Origin of the sequence: Gordonia phthalatica (assembly GCF_001305675.1) — a bacterium.
Taxonomy (GTDB): Bacteria; Actinomycetota; Actinomycetes; order Mycobacteriales; family Mycobacteriaceae; genus Gordonia; species Gordonia phthalatica.
In genome coordinates this window covers 3,418,227-3,433,276 of sequence record NZ_CP011853.1, presented here as the reverse complement: position 1 = coordinate 3,433,276, position 15,050 = coordinate 3,418,227, and the positions used below count along the sequence as shown (strand labels likewise).

19 protein-coding genes are annotated in these 15,050 nt (G+C 68.5%); 17 read left to right on the top strand and 2 right to left on the bottom strand.

The window, feature by feature from the left end:
* Window positions 1-34 precede the first annotated feature (34 nt).
* From ACH46_RS16055 to ACH46_RS16010, 10 genes are all read left to right on the top strand, one after another.
* The gene (locus ACH46_RS16055) at window positions 35-1,372 is read left to right on the top strand and encodes a cytochrome P450 (RefSeq protein ID WP_062393808.1); all 1,338 of its coding nucleotides are present in this window, start codon (window positions 35-37) and stop codon (window positions 1,370-1,372) included.
* A complete protein-coding gene (locus tag ACH46_RS16050; RefSeq protein WP_062393807.1) occupies window positions 1,372-1,962 on the top strand; it encodes a TetR/AcrR family transcriptional regulator in 591 nt (196 codons plus the stop codon). The genes ACH46_RS16055 and ACH46_RS16050 overlap by 1 nt, the downstream gene beginning before the upstream one ends.
* Before the next feature lie 22 nt (window positions 1,963-1,984).
* Window positions 1,985-2,857: an SDR family oxidoreductase gene (locus ACH46_RS16045; RefSeq protein WP_062393806.1), complete on the top strand. Its 873-nt coding sequence runs from the start codon at window positions 1,985-1,987 to the stop codon at window positions 2,855-2,857.
* Between the two features lie 22 nt (window positions 2,858-2,879).
* The gene (locus tag ACH46_RS16040) at window positions 2,880-3,476 is read left to right on the top strand and encodes a hypothetical protein (protein WP_062393805.1); all 597 of its coding nucleotides are present in this window, start codon (window positions 2,880-2,882) and stop codon (window positions 3,474-3,476) included.
* Entirely contained in the window at window positions 3,473-3,985 is a 513-nt protein-coding gene (locus ACH46_RS16035) for a hypothetical protein (protein WP_120298746.1), read from the top strand. The genes ACH46_RS16040 and ACH46_RS16035 overlap by 4 nt, the downstream gene beginning before the upstream one ends.
* Window positions 3,982-4,623: a hypothetical protein gene (locus ACH46_RS16030; RefSeq protein WP_062393804.1), complete on the top strand. Its 642-nt coding sequence runs from the start codon at window positions 3,982-3,984 to the stop codon at window positions 4,621-4,623. The genes ACH46_RS16035 and ACH46_RS16030 overlap by 4 nt, the downstream gene beginning before the upstream one ends.
* Window positions 4,590-5,225 carry a hypothetical protein gene (locus tag ACH46_RS16025; protein WP_226995647.1) on the top strand — a complete coding sequence of 212 codons (636 nt, stop codon included), beginning with the start codon at window positions 4,590-4,592 and terminating at the stop codon, window positions 5,223-5,225. The genes ACH46_RS16030 and ACH46_RS16025 overlap by 34 nt, the downstream gene beginning before the upstream one ends.
* A gap of 41 nt (window positions 5,226-5,266) precedes the next feature.
* Window positions 5,267-6,457, top strand: coding sequence for an NAD(P)/FAD-dependent oxidoreductase (locus ACH46_RS16020; protein ID WP_062393803.1), 1,191 nt, complete (start codon window positions 5,267-5,269; stop codon window positions 6,455-6,457).
* A 10-nt stretch (window positions 6,458-6,467) separates the two neighbouring features.
* Complete coding sequence (locus tag ACH46_RS16015; RefSeq protein WP_062393802.1) at window positions 6,468-7,187, top strand: DNA alkylation repair protein; 720 nt, start codon at window positions 6,468-6,470, stop codon at window positions 7,185-7,187.
* A 278-nt stretch (window positions 7,188-7,465) separates the two neighbouring features.
* Complete coding sequence (locus tag ACH46_RS16010) at window positions 7,466-7,801, top strand: hypothetical protein (protein ID WP_157851076.1); 336 nt, start codon at window positions 7,466-7,468, stop codon at window positions 7,799-7,801.
* A 55-nt stretch (window positions 7,802-7,856) separates the two neighbouring features.
* Here the strand turns inward: ACH46_RS16010 and ACH46_RS16005 are convergent, their stop codons facing one another.
* On the bottom strand, window positions 7,857-8,882 hold the full coding sequence (locus tag ACH46_RS16005) for an alpha/beta hydrolase (protein ID WP_062395529.1): 1,026 nt from the start codon (window positions 8,880-8,882) through the stop codon (window positions 7,857-7,859).
* A gap of 74 nt (window positions 8,883-8,956) precedes the next feature.
* Window positions 8,957-9,700 (bottom strand): hypothetical protein, encoded by a 744-nt coding sequence (locus ACH46_RS16000; RefSeq protein ID WP_062393800.1) that lies wholly within the window; start codon window positions 9,698-9,700, stop codon window positions 8,957-8,959.
* 563 nt (window positions 9,701-10,263) lie between these two features.
* On the opposite strand from ACH46_RS16000, the gene ACH46_RS15995 reads away from it, so the two are divergent.
* The 7 genes from ACH46_RS15995 to ACH46_RS15965 all read left to right on the top strand — a co-directional run bounded on the left by ACH46_RS15995 (window position 10,264) and on the right by ACH46_RS15965 (window position 15,047).
* Entirely contained in the window at window positions 10,264-10,974 is a 711-nt protein-coding gene (locus ACH46_RS15995; protein ID WP_062393799.1) for a hypothetical protein, read from the top strand.
* Between the two features lie 94 nt (window positions 10,975-11,068).
* Window positions 11,069-11,572 (top strand): alternate-type signal peptide domain-containing protein, encoded by a 504-nt coding sequence (locus ACH46_RS15990; RefSeq protein WP_062393798.1) that lies wholly within the window; start codon window positions 11,069-11,071, stop codon window positions 11,570-11,572.
* An 11-nt stretch (window positions 11,573-11,583) separates the two neighbouring features.
* Window positions 11,584-12,123, top strand: a complete 540-nt coding sequence (locus ACH46_RS15985) for a hypothetical protein (RefSeq protein ID WP_062393797.1) — start codon at window positions 11,584-11,586, stop codon at window positions 12,121-12,123.
* On the top strand, window positions 12,120-12,806 hold the full coding sequence (locus ACH46_RS15980) for a signal peptidase I (protein ID WP_082399727.1): 687 nt from the start codon (window positions 12,120-12,122) through the stop codon (window positions 12,804-12,806). Before ACH46_RS15985 ends, ACH46_RS15980 begins: the two co-directional genes overlap by 4 nt.
* Before the next feature lie 10 nt (window positions 12,807-12,816).
* Window positions 12,817-13,434, top strand: a complete 618-nt coding sequence (locus ACH46_RS15975) for a SipW-dependent-type signal peptide-containing protein (protein ID WP_062393796.1) — start codon at window positions 12,817-12,819, stop codon at window positions 13,432-13,434.
* 7 nt (window positions 13,435-13,441) lie between these two features.
* The gene (locus ACH46_RS15970; RefSeq protein ID WP_062393795.1) at window positions 13,442-13,999 is read left to right on the top strand and encodes a signal peptidase I; all 558 of its coding nucleotides are present in this window, start codon (window positions 13,442-13,444) and stop codon (window positions 13,997-13,999) included.
* The gene (locus ACH46_RS15965; RefSeq protein WP_157851075.1) at window positions 13,992-15,047 is read left to right on the top strand and encodes a hypothetical protein; all 1,056 of its coding nucleotides are present in this window, start codon (window positions 13,992-13,994) and stop codon (window positions 15,045-15,047) included. The genes ACH46_RS15970 and ACH46_RS15965 overlap by 8 nt, the downstream gene beginning before the upstream one ends.
* Window positions 15,048-15,050 lie beyond the last annotated feature (3 nt).

Here is a 15,050-nt window from a genome sequence, read left to right as displayed (position 1 = left end):
ATCACATCGATGCGGCGCGACTCGAGGAGCAACGATGGTGGTACTACTTGCGCAGCCGGAGGCCGGCAGCGATCTCAAGGCGGTTCCGATGAGCGAGCGCAACGGGGTGCTCGAGATCCTGACGATGCGCCGCGACCCGTTCGGCTTCGCCGACCGCAAACGACTGAAGTTCGGCGACGTGTCCGGGATGAACGCGTTCGGCACCACGTTCGTCACCTGCTCGGGCGCGGCGGCGGCCAGCGAGATCCTGATGAACAAGGACCGCGCCTTCGCCAACGGTCCGGCCTGGAGCTACTTCATCGGACCGTTCTTCAACCGCGGCATCATGCTCCTCGACTTCGACGAGCACCGCGACCACCGGCACATCCTGCAGCAGGCGTTCACCCCGCGCGTCCTGCAGGGCTACCTCGACGAACTGCAACCGATGGTCGCCGAACGCATGACCCGATTCCCGACCGGCCGCGTCAAGATGCTGGCCGAGTTCAAGAAGCTGACGCTCGACGTCGCCCTCGAAGTGTTCCTCGGGCTGGAACTGGAGCAGGCCGAAGCCGACCGCCTCAACAAGGCGTTCATCGAGACGGTCCGCGCCGGCGTCGCCTACGTCCGCAAGCCCATTCCCGGCGGGCGCTGGTGGAAGGGCGTCCGGTCGCGCAAGATCCTGGAGGAGTTCTTCTACGACCACATCGCCGCCAAGCGTGCGGAGGCGACGCCCGACCTGTTCTCGGTGCTCTGCCACGCGGAGGGTGAGGACGGCGCGCGGTTCACCGACGAGGACGTCGTCAACCACATGATCTTCGTTCTCATGGCCGCGCACGACACCACCACCATCACCATGACGCAGATGTCGTACTGGATGGCCAAGCATCCGGAATGGCAGGAGAAGGCGCGGGCCCAGTCCTTCGAGTTCGGCGAGACCCTGGAGTACGCCGACCTCGCAAAACTGACGGTGATCGACTTGATCATGCGGGAGTCGCTGCGACTGTGCCCGCCGGTCCCCGCGCAGCCCCGGATGGCGGTCAAGGACACGCAGGTGCAGGGCTTCTACATCCCCAAGGGCACCATGGTGTCGATCCCGCAACTGATCAATCACCGCGACCCGCAGTACTACTCGCACCCCGAGGTCTTCGACCCCGAGCGCTTCTCGCCCGAAAGGGCGGAGGATAAGGGACACCGGATGGCGTGGACCCCGTTCGGCGGCGGCGTCCACAAGTGCATCGGCCTCTACTTCGCGCAAATGCAGATCAAGACGGTGATGCACCACCTGCTTCGCAGCTACGAGTGGTCGGTGCCCGACCGCTACACGATGCCGATGGACTACAGCGCGCTGCCGGTGCCGAAGGACAAGCTGCCGGTGCAGATGCGGCGGCGGTAGTGCCCACCACCCGCAAACCGCGGATCACTGCGTCGGTCTCCGAGCAGGAGCAGGGGATCGTCGCCGCGGCCGCCGACGAGTTCGCCGCCGTCGGCCTGCGGAAGGCCAGCATGGACGAGGTGGCCCGCGCCGCAGGCGTCAGCCGCTCCACCCTGTACCGCCGCTTCCCCAACAAGGAGGCGCTGTTCCAAGCGGTCGCGATGGAGACCTTCGAGACCGGGCTGACCCGACTCGAGGACGCGACCGCCGGACTCCCGCCGCGCGACGCCGTCATCGAGGGCTTCGCGCTGGGCGCCGAGATGGTGCAGACCAACCCGCTGCTGCGGCGCGTCGTGCTGGAGGACTACTCGGTGCGCGACGCCCTCGGCGGCATCGGCGGGTTGTTCATCGAAGTCGTCACCGCGCGCGTGGCCGGCACCCTCCGCGAGGGCGGCACCACCATGCCCGACGACGAGCTCCTCGAAGCCGTCGAACTTCTGGTTCGACTGGTGATGAGCTACCTGGAGGTCCCGGCCAGCGACCCCGACCGCGCCACCCCTGAATACGCCCGCCACCTCGCCACGCGCCACCTGGCGCCGATGATCCACTGACCCGACCGGAGCGCCCCACGCAATGTCATTGACCAGCATTCTCTCCCCGGGGCGGCGGGCCGCCGACCGGCACGCGCGGATCCGAGCGGGGGTCTCGGGCAAGGTCGTCGCCATCACCGGCGGCGCCCGCGGCATCGGCTTCGAGATCGCGACCGAGCTGCTCGACGCCGGCGCGCGGGTCGCGATCGGCGACATCGACGCCGACGCACTCGGCAAGGCCGCCGCTGACCTGGGCGTGGAGGGGATCGAGCTCGACGTCACCGACAAGGCGTCGTTCGAGCACTTCCTCGACACCGTCGCCGAGCGCGTCGGACCCGTCGACGTCCTCATCAACAATGCGGGGATCATGCCCGTCGGACCGTTCCTGGACTACCGCGAATCGCTGATCCGCGCGACGGTGAACATCGACCTGCTCGGCGTGATCCTCGGCAGCCAGGCGGCGGCCGCGCGCATGGTGCCGCGCGGTTCGGGACAGATCCTCAACATCTCCTCGGTCGCCGGCCGCCTCCCGACACCCGGCCTCACCGTGTACAACGCAGCGAAAGCAGGGGTGATCGAATTCTCCGAGGCCCTGAACTCCGAACTGACCGGCAGCGGCGTCCGGGTGTCCACGGTGATGCCGACGTTCACCAACACCGGCCTCATCGACGGTCTCGCGACCAATGCGATGGTCACCTCGGTCGACACCGACGTCGTCGCCCGCGAAGTGCTCGCGTCGATCGCCGACGTCCGCGTCCGCGTGGCCGCACCCCGGTCGATGGGCTGGGTGAACCTGTATCCGGTCCTGCCGCAACCGCTGAAACGGGCCATCCTGCGGACCACCGGATCGGGGGAGATCTTCCTGAACCCCGATTCCGAGTCACGATCTGACTACAGCAGAAGGATCGGCCAGTAGCGGTTCCACTAAGGTCGACCGGGTGGGGCCACGAGGATCGGACGACCGACTGAAACAGTGGCGCGACGCCCGCCGCGAGGTGCGTGCCGCGCGCGACGCGCTCGCCGACGCCGAAGCATCGGCCGGCGTGCGACGAACCATGGGCCGACGCGCCCGCCTGGTGCTGCCCGCGCTCGCCGCCGTCCTCCTGATCGTGGCCGGCGTCGGCATCTGGTACGCCGCGTCCGCACCCCAGCGGTTCTCCGACGACGACTACCTCAAAGCCGCCACCAGCAAGGTGAAGCTGCTGCTGAACGTCGATGCCGACGACCCCGACCGCGCCAAGAAGATCCTCGCCGGTGCCACCGGCTCGTTCTACGACGCCTTCGGCCAGTCCGCGGACTCCTACTCCACCTTCGTCAAGGACTCCGGCGCACACGGTGAGGGCACCGTCGACGCCGCCGCCGTCCAATGGCGTACCAGCGACGGCGCGTCCATCCTCATCGCGGCCAGCGTGCAGGTCAGCAACTCGGCGTCCGGCGACGACGCCGACAACCCGATCCGCAGTCTCCGCCTGGTGGTCAGCATGGTCCCCGACGGCGGGGAGCTCAAGATCGACGGGCTGGTGCTGGTCCCGTGAAGAAGCGCATCGTCACCTACCTGGAGAAGCCGATGGGCGGACTCGGCGGAACCGTCCGTCTGGTACTGGCCCTGGTCGTCTTCGCCGTCGCCGTCACCTTCTGCGTGACGAGCCTCGACGCCCGCGACACCGACTCCCGCACCCTCGACGCGCGCGCCGCCCTGCAGGACAAGGCCGGTGCCATCGTCTCCGACGTCTTCTCCGTCGACGCCCGCTCCTGGACCAGCGATCGGGAGACGGCCCGCACCCTGGTGGCGCCGCCCCTGTCGGTCGCGTCCAGCAAGGCCCTCAGCGGTCCACCGCCCGCCGGCGCGACTTCGGTGAACTGGGTGCCGCAGAACGTCGCCGTCACCTGGGCCGACGACTCCGGCGGTGAAGCGCTGATCATCGTGCGCGTCACCGTGACCTCCCGCAGCGGACTCAGCGAGAGCCGCGTCAAGTCGGTGCAGGCGTCGTTCACCCGCTCAGGCGACCAGTGGCTCCTCAGCGGATTGGAGGAACTGCAGTGACCGAACCGCAGCCGACACCGGACGCGCAGGCACTCGACCCGCAGGCCACGAAGCGACTGCAGCAGGCCCGCGAGCGGTACGCCGCCGCCGTCGCCGCCGAAGCGCAGGCGCGGACCGACGCCGAACCGGCACGGTTCCGGCGGTCGCAGCGTCGCGCCGCGATGGTGCGACTGGCCGTCGTCGCCGCGCTGGTCGCAGCTCTGGTCCTCGGGGCGATCGGCTGGTGGGCCCACAACTCCGCCGACGACCTCGCCTCCACGCTCGCCGACCAGAGTGCCGCGCAGTCCGCCGCCGAAGGCGCCGTCGTCACCATGCTGACCGCCGATCCCGCTCGCGCGAACGACTACCTGCGCGACGTCCTCGACGTCACCACCGGCGACCAGCGGATCCGCGTGCAGGGCAGCCGCGCGCAGCTCGAAGCACTCGTCGCAGCCCAACCGCGACCGGCCACCGGGCAGGTGGTCTCATCCGGTGTCGTGGGTGCCGGGGAGAAGGACGTGACCGTGCTGGTGGTCGCACAGACCACGACCCCCGAACTCGTCGGCGGCGACGCGTCCCAGAACCGGGTCGGCGTCTCGATGACGATGAAGCAGGTCGGCGGCCGATGGCTCGTCGCGCAGACGGAGGCGGTGTCGTGATGGGCGTGCACTCGGCGGACGACGCAGACCAGGAGGTGCCGGTGACACCGTCGACCACCGCGCTCGGCGGCTCCAAGAACCCGTGGAAGCGGTGGCGCAATCAGGTGCCCGGCGACCGCCGATGGCAGACCCTGTGGCTCGTCGTCAGCGTGATCGCCATCGCGATCGCCGCGATCGGCTTCACCGTCGGAGCACAATCGCGTGCCGACTCTGCGCATCCCGATCACACCGCGGTTCGCGCCGCCGTCGACGGTGTCACCGCGCTGATGACCTTCGCTCCCGGCGACTCCCCGGAGAAGCGCGCCGAGGTCGCGAAGCACCTCACCGGCAGCATCGCTGCTGATTACAAGGCGCGCGGTGCCGACGTCGTCTTCCCGAACGCCGTCGCCTCCAAGGTGACCATGACGACCACGGTGTCGAGCGCGGCGCCGGGGGAGAAGCATGCCGACTTCATGACGGTCCTCGTCTTCGCGACGCAGGAGATCCACGTCGGGCAAAGTGATGGCTACCCCGAACGCGTCGGAATTGCGCGGTGGATCACGGTCACTAAGGTGGATCAGGATTGGCGAGTCTCCCGCGTGGAGAACATCTCGCCGCAGTGACCTCACAGATCGCGGACAGGGCAGGGGTGGAGACGACAGTGGTGGAATCGGTGAAGACTCCGGTCGTGATCGTGGGCGCCGGGCTCGGCGGCATTCGCGTGGCGGAGAACCTGCGCAACGGCGGCTACGACGGCGAACTGATCCTCCTCGGCGCCGAGACGCACCCGCCCTACGACCGCCCTCCACTCTCGAAGACCGTCCTCACCGGCGACGAGGAGCGCGTCGACCTCAAGCCCGCCGAGTTCTTCGACGAGGCGAGCATCGACCTGCGGACCGGTGCGCGCGTCGTCGCCGTCGACCCGTCCGCGCACACCGTCACCGTGCAGCGCGACGGCGGCACCGAGCAGGTGTCGTACGGGACGCTGATCCTCTCCACCGGGCTCGTGCCGCGTCGGTTCCCCGGCACGGACGACGTCGCCGGAGTCCACGTGATCCGCACCGTCGAGGACTCGCTCGCCCTGCGTGCCGCCGCCGGTTCCGCCACGCGCGCCGCGGTGATCGGCGCGGGCTTCATCGGCTGCGAAGTGGCGGCGAGTCTGCACAAGCTGAACGTCCCCGTCACCCTCATCGAGCCGACGCCGTCGCCGCTGTCGGGACCGCTGGGTTCCCGGATCGGTGAGATGGTGACCCGCCTGCACGTCGAGGCCGGCGTCGACCTGCGCGTCGGCGTGGGCGTCGAGGAGATCGTCGCCGAGGACGGTCGGGCGGTGGCGGTGGTGCTGTCGGACGGTTCCCGCGTCGACGCGGACCTGGTGGTCGTGGGGATCGGCGGCGTCCCCGATCTCGAGTACTTGGACGGCTCCGGCATCGCGCTCGCCGACCGGTCCGCCGGCGGCGGCGTCGCCTGCGACGGCGTCGGGAAGACGGGCGTCGACGACGTGTACGCGCTCGGCGACTGCGCCAACTGGGCCGGGCACCGCGTCGAGCACTGGACGCACACCGTCGACGCCGCCGCGCTCGTCGCCTCCGAACTGCTCGGCCATACGATCCCGCACCAGACCGTGCCGTACTTCTGGAGCGACCAGTACGGCCTCAAATTCCAGATGCTCGGCTCGCCGCAGTCCGACGACCAGGTGCACGTGGTCGACGACGACGGCCGCAAGTTCCTGGCCTACTACAGCCGCGACGGTGTGCTGACCGGTGTCGTCGGCGCCGGTCGCGTCGGCAAGCTGATGAAGGCCCGCCAGTTCCTGTTGACCCCGACGCCGATCGCGACATTGCTCGACGCGTGAGGTCCGCCGCGTGAACGTCGACTCCGCCGCGGCCGAGATCGTCGCGGAGGTCGTGGCGGCGGGTAGTCCGGAGCGGGCGGCGTCGTCGCAGAAGTTCTTCAAGACCGGTCCCGGAGAGTACGCGGAGGGCGACCGCTTCATCGGCGTCTCCGTTCCCGAACTCCGGCGCTTCGCGCGGAGCCTGCGCGGGTCGCCGGCCGCGGTGATCGACGACCTGCTCGGCAGTGAACTCCACGAGATCCGCATGCTCGCGCTCCTCGTTCTCGGCGAGAACTACCGCCGCGCCGACGAACCCGCGGTCTGGGTGGAGCAGTATCGGGCCGCCGTCCGCGCCGGTCGCGTCGACAACTGGGACCTCGTCGACTGCTCCGCCGCACCGATCCTCGGCGACTGGGCCCGCCGCGCCGACGACGTCGACGAGTTGACGCGATGGGCCGCGTCCGACGACCTCTGGGAGCGCCGCGTCGGCATCGTCGGCACCCACGCGTTCATCACCGGAGGTCGTAGCGATGCCATCCTGGCCGTCGCGCCGCTGGTGATCGACGACCGCCGCGACCTGATCCAGAAGGCATTCGGCTGGATGCTCCGGGAGATGGGCAAGCGTGTCGACGAGCCCGCGCTCCTGGACTTCCTCGAGGCCAACGCGGCACGCATGGGGCGGGCGGCGCTGTCGTACGCGATCGAGAGGTTGCCCGCCGAGCAGCGGCGGTACTTCCGGGCGCTCCGGTGACCTACCCGACATTTGCGTCCCCCTGGCACCGGTCCGAGGGCGAATAGCCCTTGAGAGGGTGTCAGGGGGACGCAGATGTCGGTGGCACCGGTCATCTGCTCGACTGAGTCAGCTCGGATCGGTCTCTATCCTGACGGCGTGGGGAATTCGAACAGAGGACTCGGGCTGGGCCTGGTCGGCGGATTGCTACGGCTGCGCTCGCGGTGTGCTTCGGCCCGTTGCTGTACGTGCCGAACGCTCTGCTGAATGAAGTGCTTGCGACGGGTCGATACTCGACGGTGAGCTCGCTCGTCTTCTCCTTCTGGCTGGTAGGGGTCGTCGGCGCCGTCGCATGGACGGTGGCGCGAGGACTCTCCGCCCGGGCCATCACGGTGGGTGTGCTCGTCGGCGCAGTCGTGGCGTTCGTGCCTGTGAGCACGCTGATGGTTGTCGCGGCGACGGTCGGAGATGCGCTGATCGCGGACGCGAACCCGGTCGGCACGGTCGTGCTCCCGGTGGGGGCTGCCGTGCTGGCGATCATCACCGTCGAGATCATCAACGGTCACCAGAAGGAGGCAGGGAGAGCAGCGGGCGACGCGCGTGCGGAGGCCCCGGTGCGGACTTCGTCCCCGTGACGGCGACTCCCTGACAATATGTCCGGGAGTCGATGCCACGGGGACGAAGATCGCGCTACCGCAGCGACCGCGCGATCGACGGCCACGACGCGTGCAGCTCGCGCTCCCAGTAGCCCCATGAATGAGTGCCGGTCGGGCGGATTACCACCTGGGCGGGGATCCTCAACTCGGCGAGGCGACCCGCCATCTGCTGAGTGCAGACATTGGTGACGGCTTCGATGCCGCCGCCGAGGACCACCCGATCGGCCAGTGCGCTGGTCTGATTCGCAGTGCTGCCGACTTGAACGGACTCGTCCTGACCGGGCAGCCCCGAGTTCGACGACAGGTAGATCTTGGTGCCGCGGAGCTTGGCGGCATTGACGAACGGATCGTTCTGCACCCAGCCCTTGCCGCCGTACGGTCCCCACATGTTGCGGGCGTCCGCCTTGCCGCGGCTCTCGACCACCGTGCGGATGTAGGTCTCGCCGGCTTTGTCACTGGTGCGCGCGCACCCGCTGTACGACGCAGCCATCGTGTAGAGCTTCGGTGCGGCGATCGCCAGGTTCAGCACCGAGGTGCCCGCCATCGAGATGCCCGCGATCGCGTTGCGGCCGGTCGACTTGAAATAGGCGTCGAGCACCGGCGGCAGTTCCTTCGTCAGGAAGGTCTGCCACTTCTGCACGCCGAGCACTGGGTCGGGCTTCTGCCAGTCCGTGTAGTACGAGAAGGCGCCCTGCAGGGGCGTGACGACGTTGACGTGCTTGCGCGCGAAGAAGTCCTGGTAGCGGGTGCGGTTCGCCCAACTCGCGCGGTCCTCGCCGCCGCCTGCGCCGTTGAGCAGGTACAGCACCGGCGCGGGCTTGGAACGATCGGACGGTCGCAGCACGTCGAGCGGGATGTCGCGGCCCATCGACGCAGAGAAGACGGTGATCAGCTGACGCTGTTGTCCGGCATCGGCGACCGACGTGATTCGGGTTGGCCCCGTGCTCGTGACAGTGGAGGTCATCGGTGCGGCGAGGGCAGGCGCGATCGGTGCGGCCAGTGCGACGGCGACCGTCGCCGTCGTAGTCAAGAACCGTCGTGCGATGCGGGCGATCGTCATGGTGTCGCTTTCTCGATCGGAGGGGAGCGGTGCCGCACCGGTGAGGTGCGGCACCGCGAGAGTGAGTGGACGGCTCAGAACAGCTTCTCGAGGCTGCCTGAGCTGCTGCCTGCGCCGCCCGGGACGGAGCCGCCGGCATCGGGTCCGTCGCCGGTCGAACCGCCGCCGTCGCTGCTTCCGCCACCGTCGCTGCTTCCGTCGCCGCCGTTGCCGGACCCGCCGCCGTTGTCCCCGCCGTTGTCCCCACCGGTCGACGCCTTGGCGACCGTGATCGACGGCCCCGCGTTCTGCGGGGTACCCGACGCGATCGTCGCCGTGAAGTGAACGCTGGTGCTCAGCGGCTCACCGGTGGCGCAGTCCGGAGTCACGACGTACTTCGTCGTTAGACCGACCTTGTCGCCGTAGGTGAAGAAGAGTCCCTCGGTCACCTTCCACGAGTCCCACGCCGGAGACTGGGTCAGCACGTAGGCCTGGTCGCCTGCCCCGGTCGACGCATGGTTCTCGACGGACGCGACCGGGCTGCCCTGCCACGCCACGCTGCCCGGGACGTAGGTCAAGCAACTCGGAACCAACTGCTTCACCTTGCTGACATGCGACATCGACATCTTGCGCTGGAAGTCGGCGCGGAGGGTGATCGTGTCGCCGACGTTCGGAGTCGTGTCGCTGACGGTCATCGTCAGGAGCGTGTTCTCGAACGGCTCACTCGTGGTCGCGGGTGCCGCGGACGCGGTGCCCGCCGTCATCCCGAGCATGGTGGCGGCGAGGGCGCCGGCGCCGACCACTGCGGCGACACGGGCGCGGGAAGTGCTTGCGATCATGGTGAATCCTTGTCGAGAAAGGGGACTGATGAATGACGTCAATGGGGTCGATCGAATCCGCAGAAGAATCGTTGTCGGGAACCCGGCTGTGAGTTAACAGATTCTTATGGGCACTGAAAGAATTCCGGCGAAGAATCGTCGGTCGTGTGGAATCTGAAGAATTAACGAGCAGACTATCCGGGGCTTTCGAATGCACGAAACTGTTCAATCGATCAAGTTACAGGGCGGTGTGTGAAATGCGTCTCCGCCGACAGTTCTGTGGCGTGAAGACCGGGGTGTTCGGGGTCGAAACCTCCCGCAGGATCTGCGTCGAATTAGCCCTGAACTGCGACAATCGTATGTATGACACTGCGTGATGTCAGATCGGTCTTTTGGTGCCGTCGGTGGCACGGAAACACCCATAAGGGGCGATTCTGTGCCAAGCGGCGCTTTCGTGACGCCGAGAATTCCCGTCGATGAACGACGTGCGCTTATGTGGGGAAGGCGTCTTTTTTGAGACATTTGATCGATCGATCCGGTCGCTTTCTGGACTTTCTCGAACGCGGCATATCAAGATACGCCGTATGGAAATCAGCGTTCTCTCGTCGACCGCGGCACGCGGGATCTCGACGGCTCTTCTCGTCGGTGCGGCAGGTGCCGCATTGACCGGACTCGCGGCAGGCGAGTCCGCAGCTGCAGTCGGCGACAACCTGCCTGGGAGCTGCCAGAAGTTCTCCCAGGACAGCGGTGCCACCTGGGGCGACGCCACGGTCATCACCTGGAACACGGCCGACCGTCCGGTGCCCGGCAGTGAGATCCGGCAGGCCGCGTTCCAGGTCAAGAACATCTGCGACACCCCGGCCAAGTTCCAGGTGTACGCCGGCGACTGGGCGGTCTCGAACGGTGGCGCCGCGACGGTCAGGGCCAACGCGGGCACCGCGCGCGGCGTGGTCAAACAACTCGCGGGTACGCCCGGCATCCTCCTCGTCGAGACCGGGCGCCTCTCCAAGGACAAGCCGATCTCCGTCGAGTTCTTCATCGGCATCCCCGCATCCACCACGCAGCAGGGCTTCACCATCACGCCCGACTGGGGCACCGCACTCGAAGAGGTCTCCGCCGATGCTCCGGTCGACCCGGGAGGCAACGGCGGCACGGGTGGATCCGGCTCGCTCGACGGCGTCACCGGCAGCAGCTCAGGCTCGCTCGGCGACCTCGTCGGAGGCCTGTTCGGCAGCGGCTCGGCGGCGTCCGCGGGCACCACGCTCAAGGCGCCGACGGTCGTCGCAGCCCGCTGATCGACCCCGAACACATCACGTTTCGACGCCGCCGACCCCGGCGGTGCCTCCCCGCGCGCTCGGATCCGAGCGCACCCCTCCCAAGGAGCAATCAATGAACAAGATGACCAAGGGCGCCCTCGCGGCGGCCGCTGCCGCAGCCATCCTCGCCGGTGGTGCGGGAACGATGGCCGCGTGGAACTCGCAGTCGAGTCTCGGCTCGGGCAGCGTCACCGCGGGCACGCTCAACATCGAGCAGGTCGGCACCGCCGGCACCTGGCACTGGAACACCGCCGACGGCGCCGCCTTCGACCCCGCCACCGACCGTCTGGTCCCCGGCGACACCGTCGTCTACGTGGGCGAATACAAGATCACCGCGGTCGGCACGCATCTCACCGCCACCCTCAAGCCGTCGGTCGCAGGCATCAGCGGTGACCTCGCGAGCCTGCTCGACGTGACGCCCGTCGGCGGCGAGGAGACCATCACCCCGAACGGCACCGTCCAGACCAAGACCATCGGCACCGCGATCACGTTCAAGGGCGACACGACGGGTTCTGCGGGGCAGGGCGAAGACGCCTCGCTGGCCGGCATCACTGTGACCCTGCAGCAAGCCGTCTGATCGAGGCCCACGTGAAAGCCCAGTACAAGTGGGCGCTCGCAGCGGCAGCGGTCCTGCTGCTGGGATTCGTTTCCCTGCAGCAGACCGGTGCGCTGTGGCGCTCGGACGCGAACAACGGCGACGGCGGCACCATCACCGCGGGCGTACTGAACATCTCCGCGGGCGACGAGGGCGTGAAGGAATTCGACCTCGGCGCACTGGCCCTCGACGATGCCGATCCGCTCGACAGCGTCCAGAAGGCGCTGCCGGTCATCAACTCCGGCGACGTGCGTATGTCGTACAAGCTGAACTCAGTCTCCGTGACCGGCGACGTCCCGCTGCTGCTGCGCGCCGCCGTCGTCCCGAACGAGGCTGCGTGCACCCCGACCGGTGATGTCGGCGTCCAGCTCTACAGCGGTGCCGCGGACACCGGATACTTCACGGCGCGAACCGTGCAGGCCGGTGCCACGGAGGTGTTGTGCCTGCGGATGACCGTTGCGCAGAACGCCCCGCGCGGGAAGAGTTCGGCGGCCACCTTCACATTCGGCGCGGAATCGGTGCCGCACTCATGACCGGCGGCGGGCACCACCCAGCACCCGGGTATGTCGGGACGCCGAGGCGCGACCTCTCCGTCCCGGTGCACGACGAGACGACACCGGTGTCGTGGTGGATCAAGACCATCGCGTCGTGGGTGTTGCTGAGTGCGGCGGTCGGACTGCTCGCAGCACTCGTCGTGGTGCCCCGCCTCACCGGCTCTACCTCGTACACGGTGCTCACCGGATCCATGGAACCGGCGTACCCGCCCGGGACGGTGATCGTCGTCCGACCCACCCCGGGCGCCGAGCTCGCGGCCGGCGACGTCATCACCTTCCAACCGAAGTCGGGCGACCCGGCGGTCGTCACCCACCGCATCGTCAGCATCTTCCTCGACGACCAGGGGCAGCGTCGGTTCATCACCAAGGGCGACGCCAACACGGTGCAGGACGAGACCCAGCTCATCGACCCCCAGATCCGAGGACGCCTGCTGTACGCGGTGCCCTACGTCGGGCGCGCGACCTCGCTGATCCCCGGTTCGGCCCGCAGCATCGCGCTGTTCCTGGTCGCGGCGGGCCTCGGCGCGTACGCGCTGTGGATGTGGGGGAGCGGCCTGCGCGACCGCCGGAGTGCGAAGCGCGACGTCCCCGCATCGCACGACCGCCCCGCGGACGCCGACGACACCGAGATCACCCGACCCATCCCCATCACGAACCACTAAGGCAGAACAGATGTCTTCCCCTCACAACACGCGTGGCCGGCTGGGCGAACTAGCCTGGACCCGCACCCGCGCCGTCCTGTCCCTCGGCATGGTCTTCGGGCTCGGTGCGGTCGGCACGATGGCTGCCTGGTCGGACACAGCGACCGCCACCACCGGCATGTTCTCGACCGGCTCCGTCAACGTGGAACTGAAACTCAACAGCCAACACCCCACGTACGCGTTCGAGGCGCTCGACAAGCTCAACCTGGCGCGCGGGGCCTCGGTGGCCGGGATGCTTCCGGTCAACAACACCGGGGACGCCGACTTCGACTACGTCGCGAAGGCCGTCACCGCCGATCAGGGGACCGCGGGCTACGGATCGGCGAACGCGGGCGTCTTCGCCCAGAACCTCACCGTGACCGTGTTCAGCGGGGGCACCACCGACGGCGCCACCTGCAGCGGCGGCACGCAGATCTCGTCGAATGCGCTGGCCCTCGGAACCACCGACATCGTGTCCACGTCGCGCCGCATCGCGGTCGGCGACACCGACCGACTGTGCTTCCAGGTGGCACTCGAGGCAGACGCCCCGCTCGCAGCTCGCATGTCGGCGCTCAGCGTCGGCTTCCAGTTCGCGGCCACACAGGCGTGAGTAGTCGATGAACCAGTCGATGACACCGCGCCGTTCACGGCGCGAACTCGCCCTCAACGTCGGCGCCGTCGCAGGCGCCGTCTGCATCCTCGCGACGCTCGCGTCGGTCTTCTTCGGGATCACCCCGTTGGTGCTGCGCTCCGGATCCATGGCACCCCAGATCTCCACGGGCGCGCTGGCCCTGGCTCGAACGGTGCCCGCCGCGGATCTGCGGGTCGGCGACGTCGTCAGCGTCGACAACCAGGCGGGCACCCGCATCACGCACCGCGTGGTGGGACTGCAGGACGTCGGCGATCAGGTGGCTCTCACCCTGAAGGGCGACGCGAACACGAGGCCCGACCCGGTTCCATACCTCGTGACCGACGCCGACCGCGTCCTGGTCAGCGTGCCGCTGCTCGGCTACGTGGTCGCCTGGCTCTCCAGCAAGACCGCCGTGTTCCTCGGCGGCATCGTCGCCGGTGTGGTGCTCATGCTCGCGTTCGGTCCGACGCGCCGTGCCGACGAACCTTCCTCTGTCCAGCCCGACGACGAGTCGGCGCAGCATCAGGAGCCCCTCCATGTCTAAGCTTTCTCGACTCCGCTTCCCGTCGGTGCGGGTGGCGCTCGCCGTCGGCGGAGCCGCCGCCGTGATGGTCGGCGCCCTCGCAGGCACCGACACCCTCGCCGCGAGCACCGACTCCGCCACCGCTCAGGTATCGCAGATCGCGAGCGAGAACTTCTTCCCGACGCCGCTGCCCGCAGGCAACCCAACGTGCAGTGAGTCCGGCAGCGCAGGCTTCCATGAAGCCAAGGTGTCGTGGCCGAGTGCAGGCCCCGGATACGGCTACCGCCTGACCCTCTGGAACGAGGCTGCGACGTCGGTTGAACGCGGGGCGTGGTATCAGACCGGCACGTCCTGGACGTTCGCCGTCAACTACAACATCGCTTGGAACAACTACACGGTGACGATTCAGACCGTGAACCTCGCGAGCGGATCGACGGACGCCAGTCGCCAGGTCTCGTCGGGCCGCCTCGTGCACAAGGTCGGCAGCAACGGCCAGCGGAATGCGACCTGTCAGGGCGGTGCCGGCCGAGTGGCCAACGCCTCCTGGGAGGAGTCGGCGCAGTGGTCGCCGTCCGCACCGATGATGCGCGGTGGTCGTGCCCAGGTCGACAGGGTTCTTCCGCTCGAGCCCGCCGAATCGTCTGCGCCGACGTCCAGCGCGTCAGTGCCGAGTGAATCCGCGGCCCCGAGCAGTTCTGCCGCTCCCAGCAGTTCTGCGACTCCGAGCACCTCCACGACCCCGAGCAGCCCGGCACCCACGAGTTCCGCAGCTCCCAGCTCGGTTCCGAGCAGTGCGGCGCCGTCCAGCGCGGCCCCGTCGTCCAGCACTCCTGCCGAACCGAAGGTCACCTTCGGCGTCGGCGTGGCCGGCGGCGAGCGCGTCCTGCTGATCTACCGCGACGGCGACGAGGTGTGCCACACCCCGCTGGCCGAGGGCGACCAGCCGTCCATCAGCGGCAACACCGTCGTCGTGCAGAACGGCGACACGTCAAGACCATCGACACCGCGACCTGCGCGGCGTCCTAGACCCCCGATTCCACCCGAAAAGTCACCCAGACAACCCTTTTGAAAT

Bases quoted from the DNA above. Each gene is read 5' to 3' on its own strand.
- ACH46_RS16055 (WP_062393808.1), top strand. From the start codon at position 35: ATGGTGGTACTACTTGCGCAGCCGGAGGCCGGCAGCGATCTCAAGGCG.
- ACH46_RS15990 (WP_062393798.1), top strand. From the start codon at position 11,069: ATGAACAAGATGACCAAGGGCGCCCTCGCGGCGGCCGCTGCCGCAGCC.
- ACH46_RS16005 (WP_062395529.1), bottom strand. From the start codon at position 8,882: ATGACGATCGCCCGCATCGCACGACGGTTCTTGACTACGACGGCGACG.
- ACH46_RS16000 (WP_062393800.1), bottom strand. From the start codon at position 9,700: ATGATCGCAAGCACTTCCCGCGCCCGTGTCGCCGCAGTGGTCGGCGCC.
- ACH46_RS16045 (WP_062393806.1), top strand. From the start codon at position 1,985: ATGTCATTGACCAGCATTCTCTCCCCGGGGCGGCGGGCCGCCGACCGG.
- ACH46_RS15965 (WP_157851075.1), top strand. From the start codon at position 13,992: ATGTCTAAGCTTTCTCGACTCCGCTTCCCGTCGGTGCGGGTGGCGCTC.
- ACH46_RS16025 (WP_226995647.1), top strand. From the start codon at position 4,590: ATGGCTCGTCGCGCAGACGGAGGCGGTGTCGTGATGGGCGTGCACTCG.
- ACH46_RS15970 (WP_062393795.1), top strand. From the start codon at position 13,442: ATGAACCAGTCGATGACACCGCGCCGTTCACGGCGCGAACTCGCCCTC.
- ACH46_RS15975 (WP_062393796.1), top strand. From the start codon at position 12,817: ATGTCTTCCCCTCACAACACGCGTGGCCGGCTGGGCGAACTAGCCTGG.
- ACH46_RS15980 (WP_082399727.1), top strand. From the start codon at position 12,120: ATGACCGGCGGCGGGCACCACCCAGCACCCGGGTATGTCGGGACGCCG.
- ACH46_RS15995 (WP_062393799.1), top strand. From the start codon at position 10,264: ATGGAAATCAGCGTTCTCTCGTCGACCGCGGCACGCGGGATCTCGACG.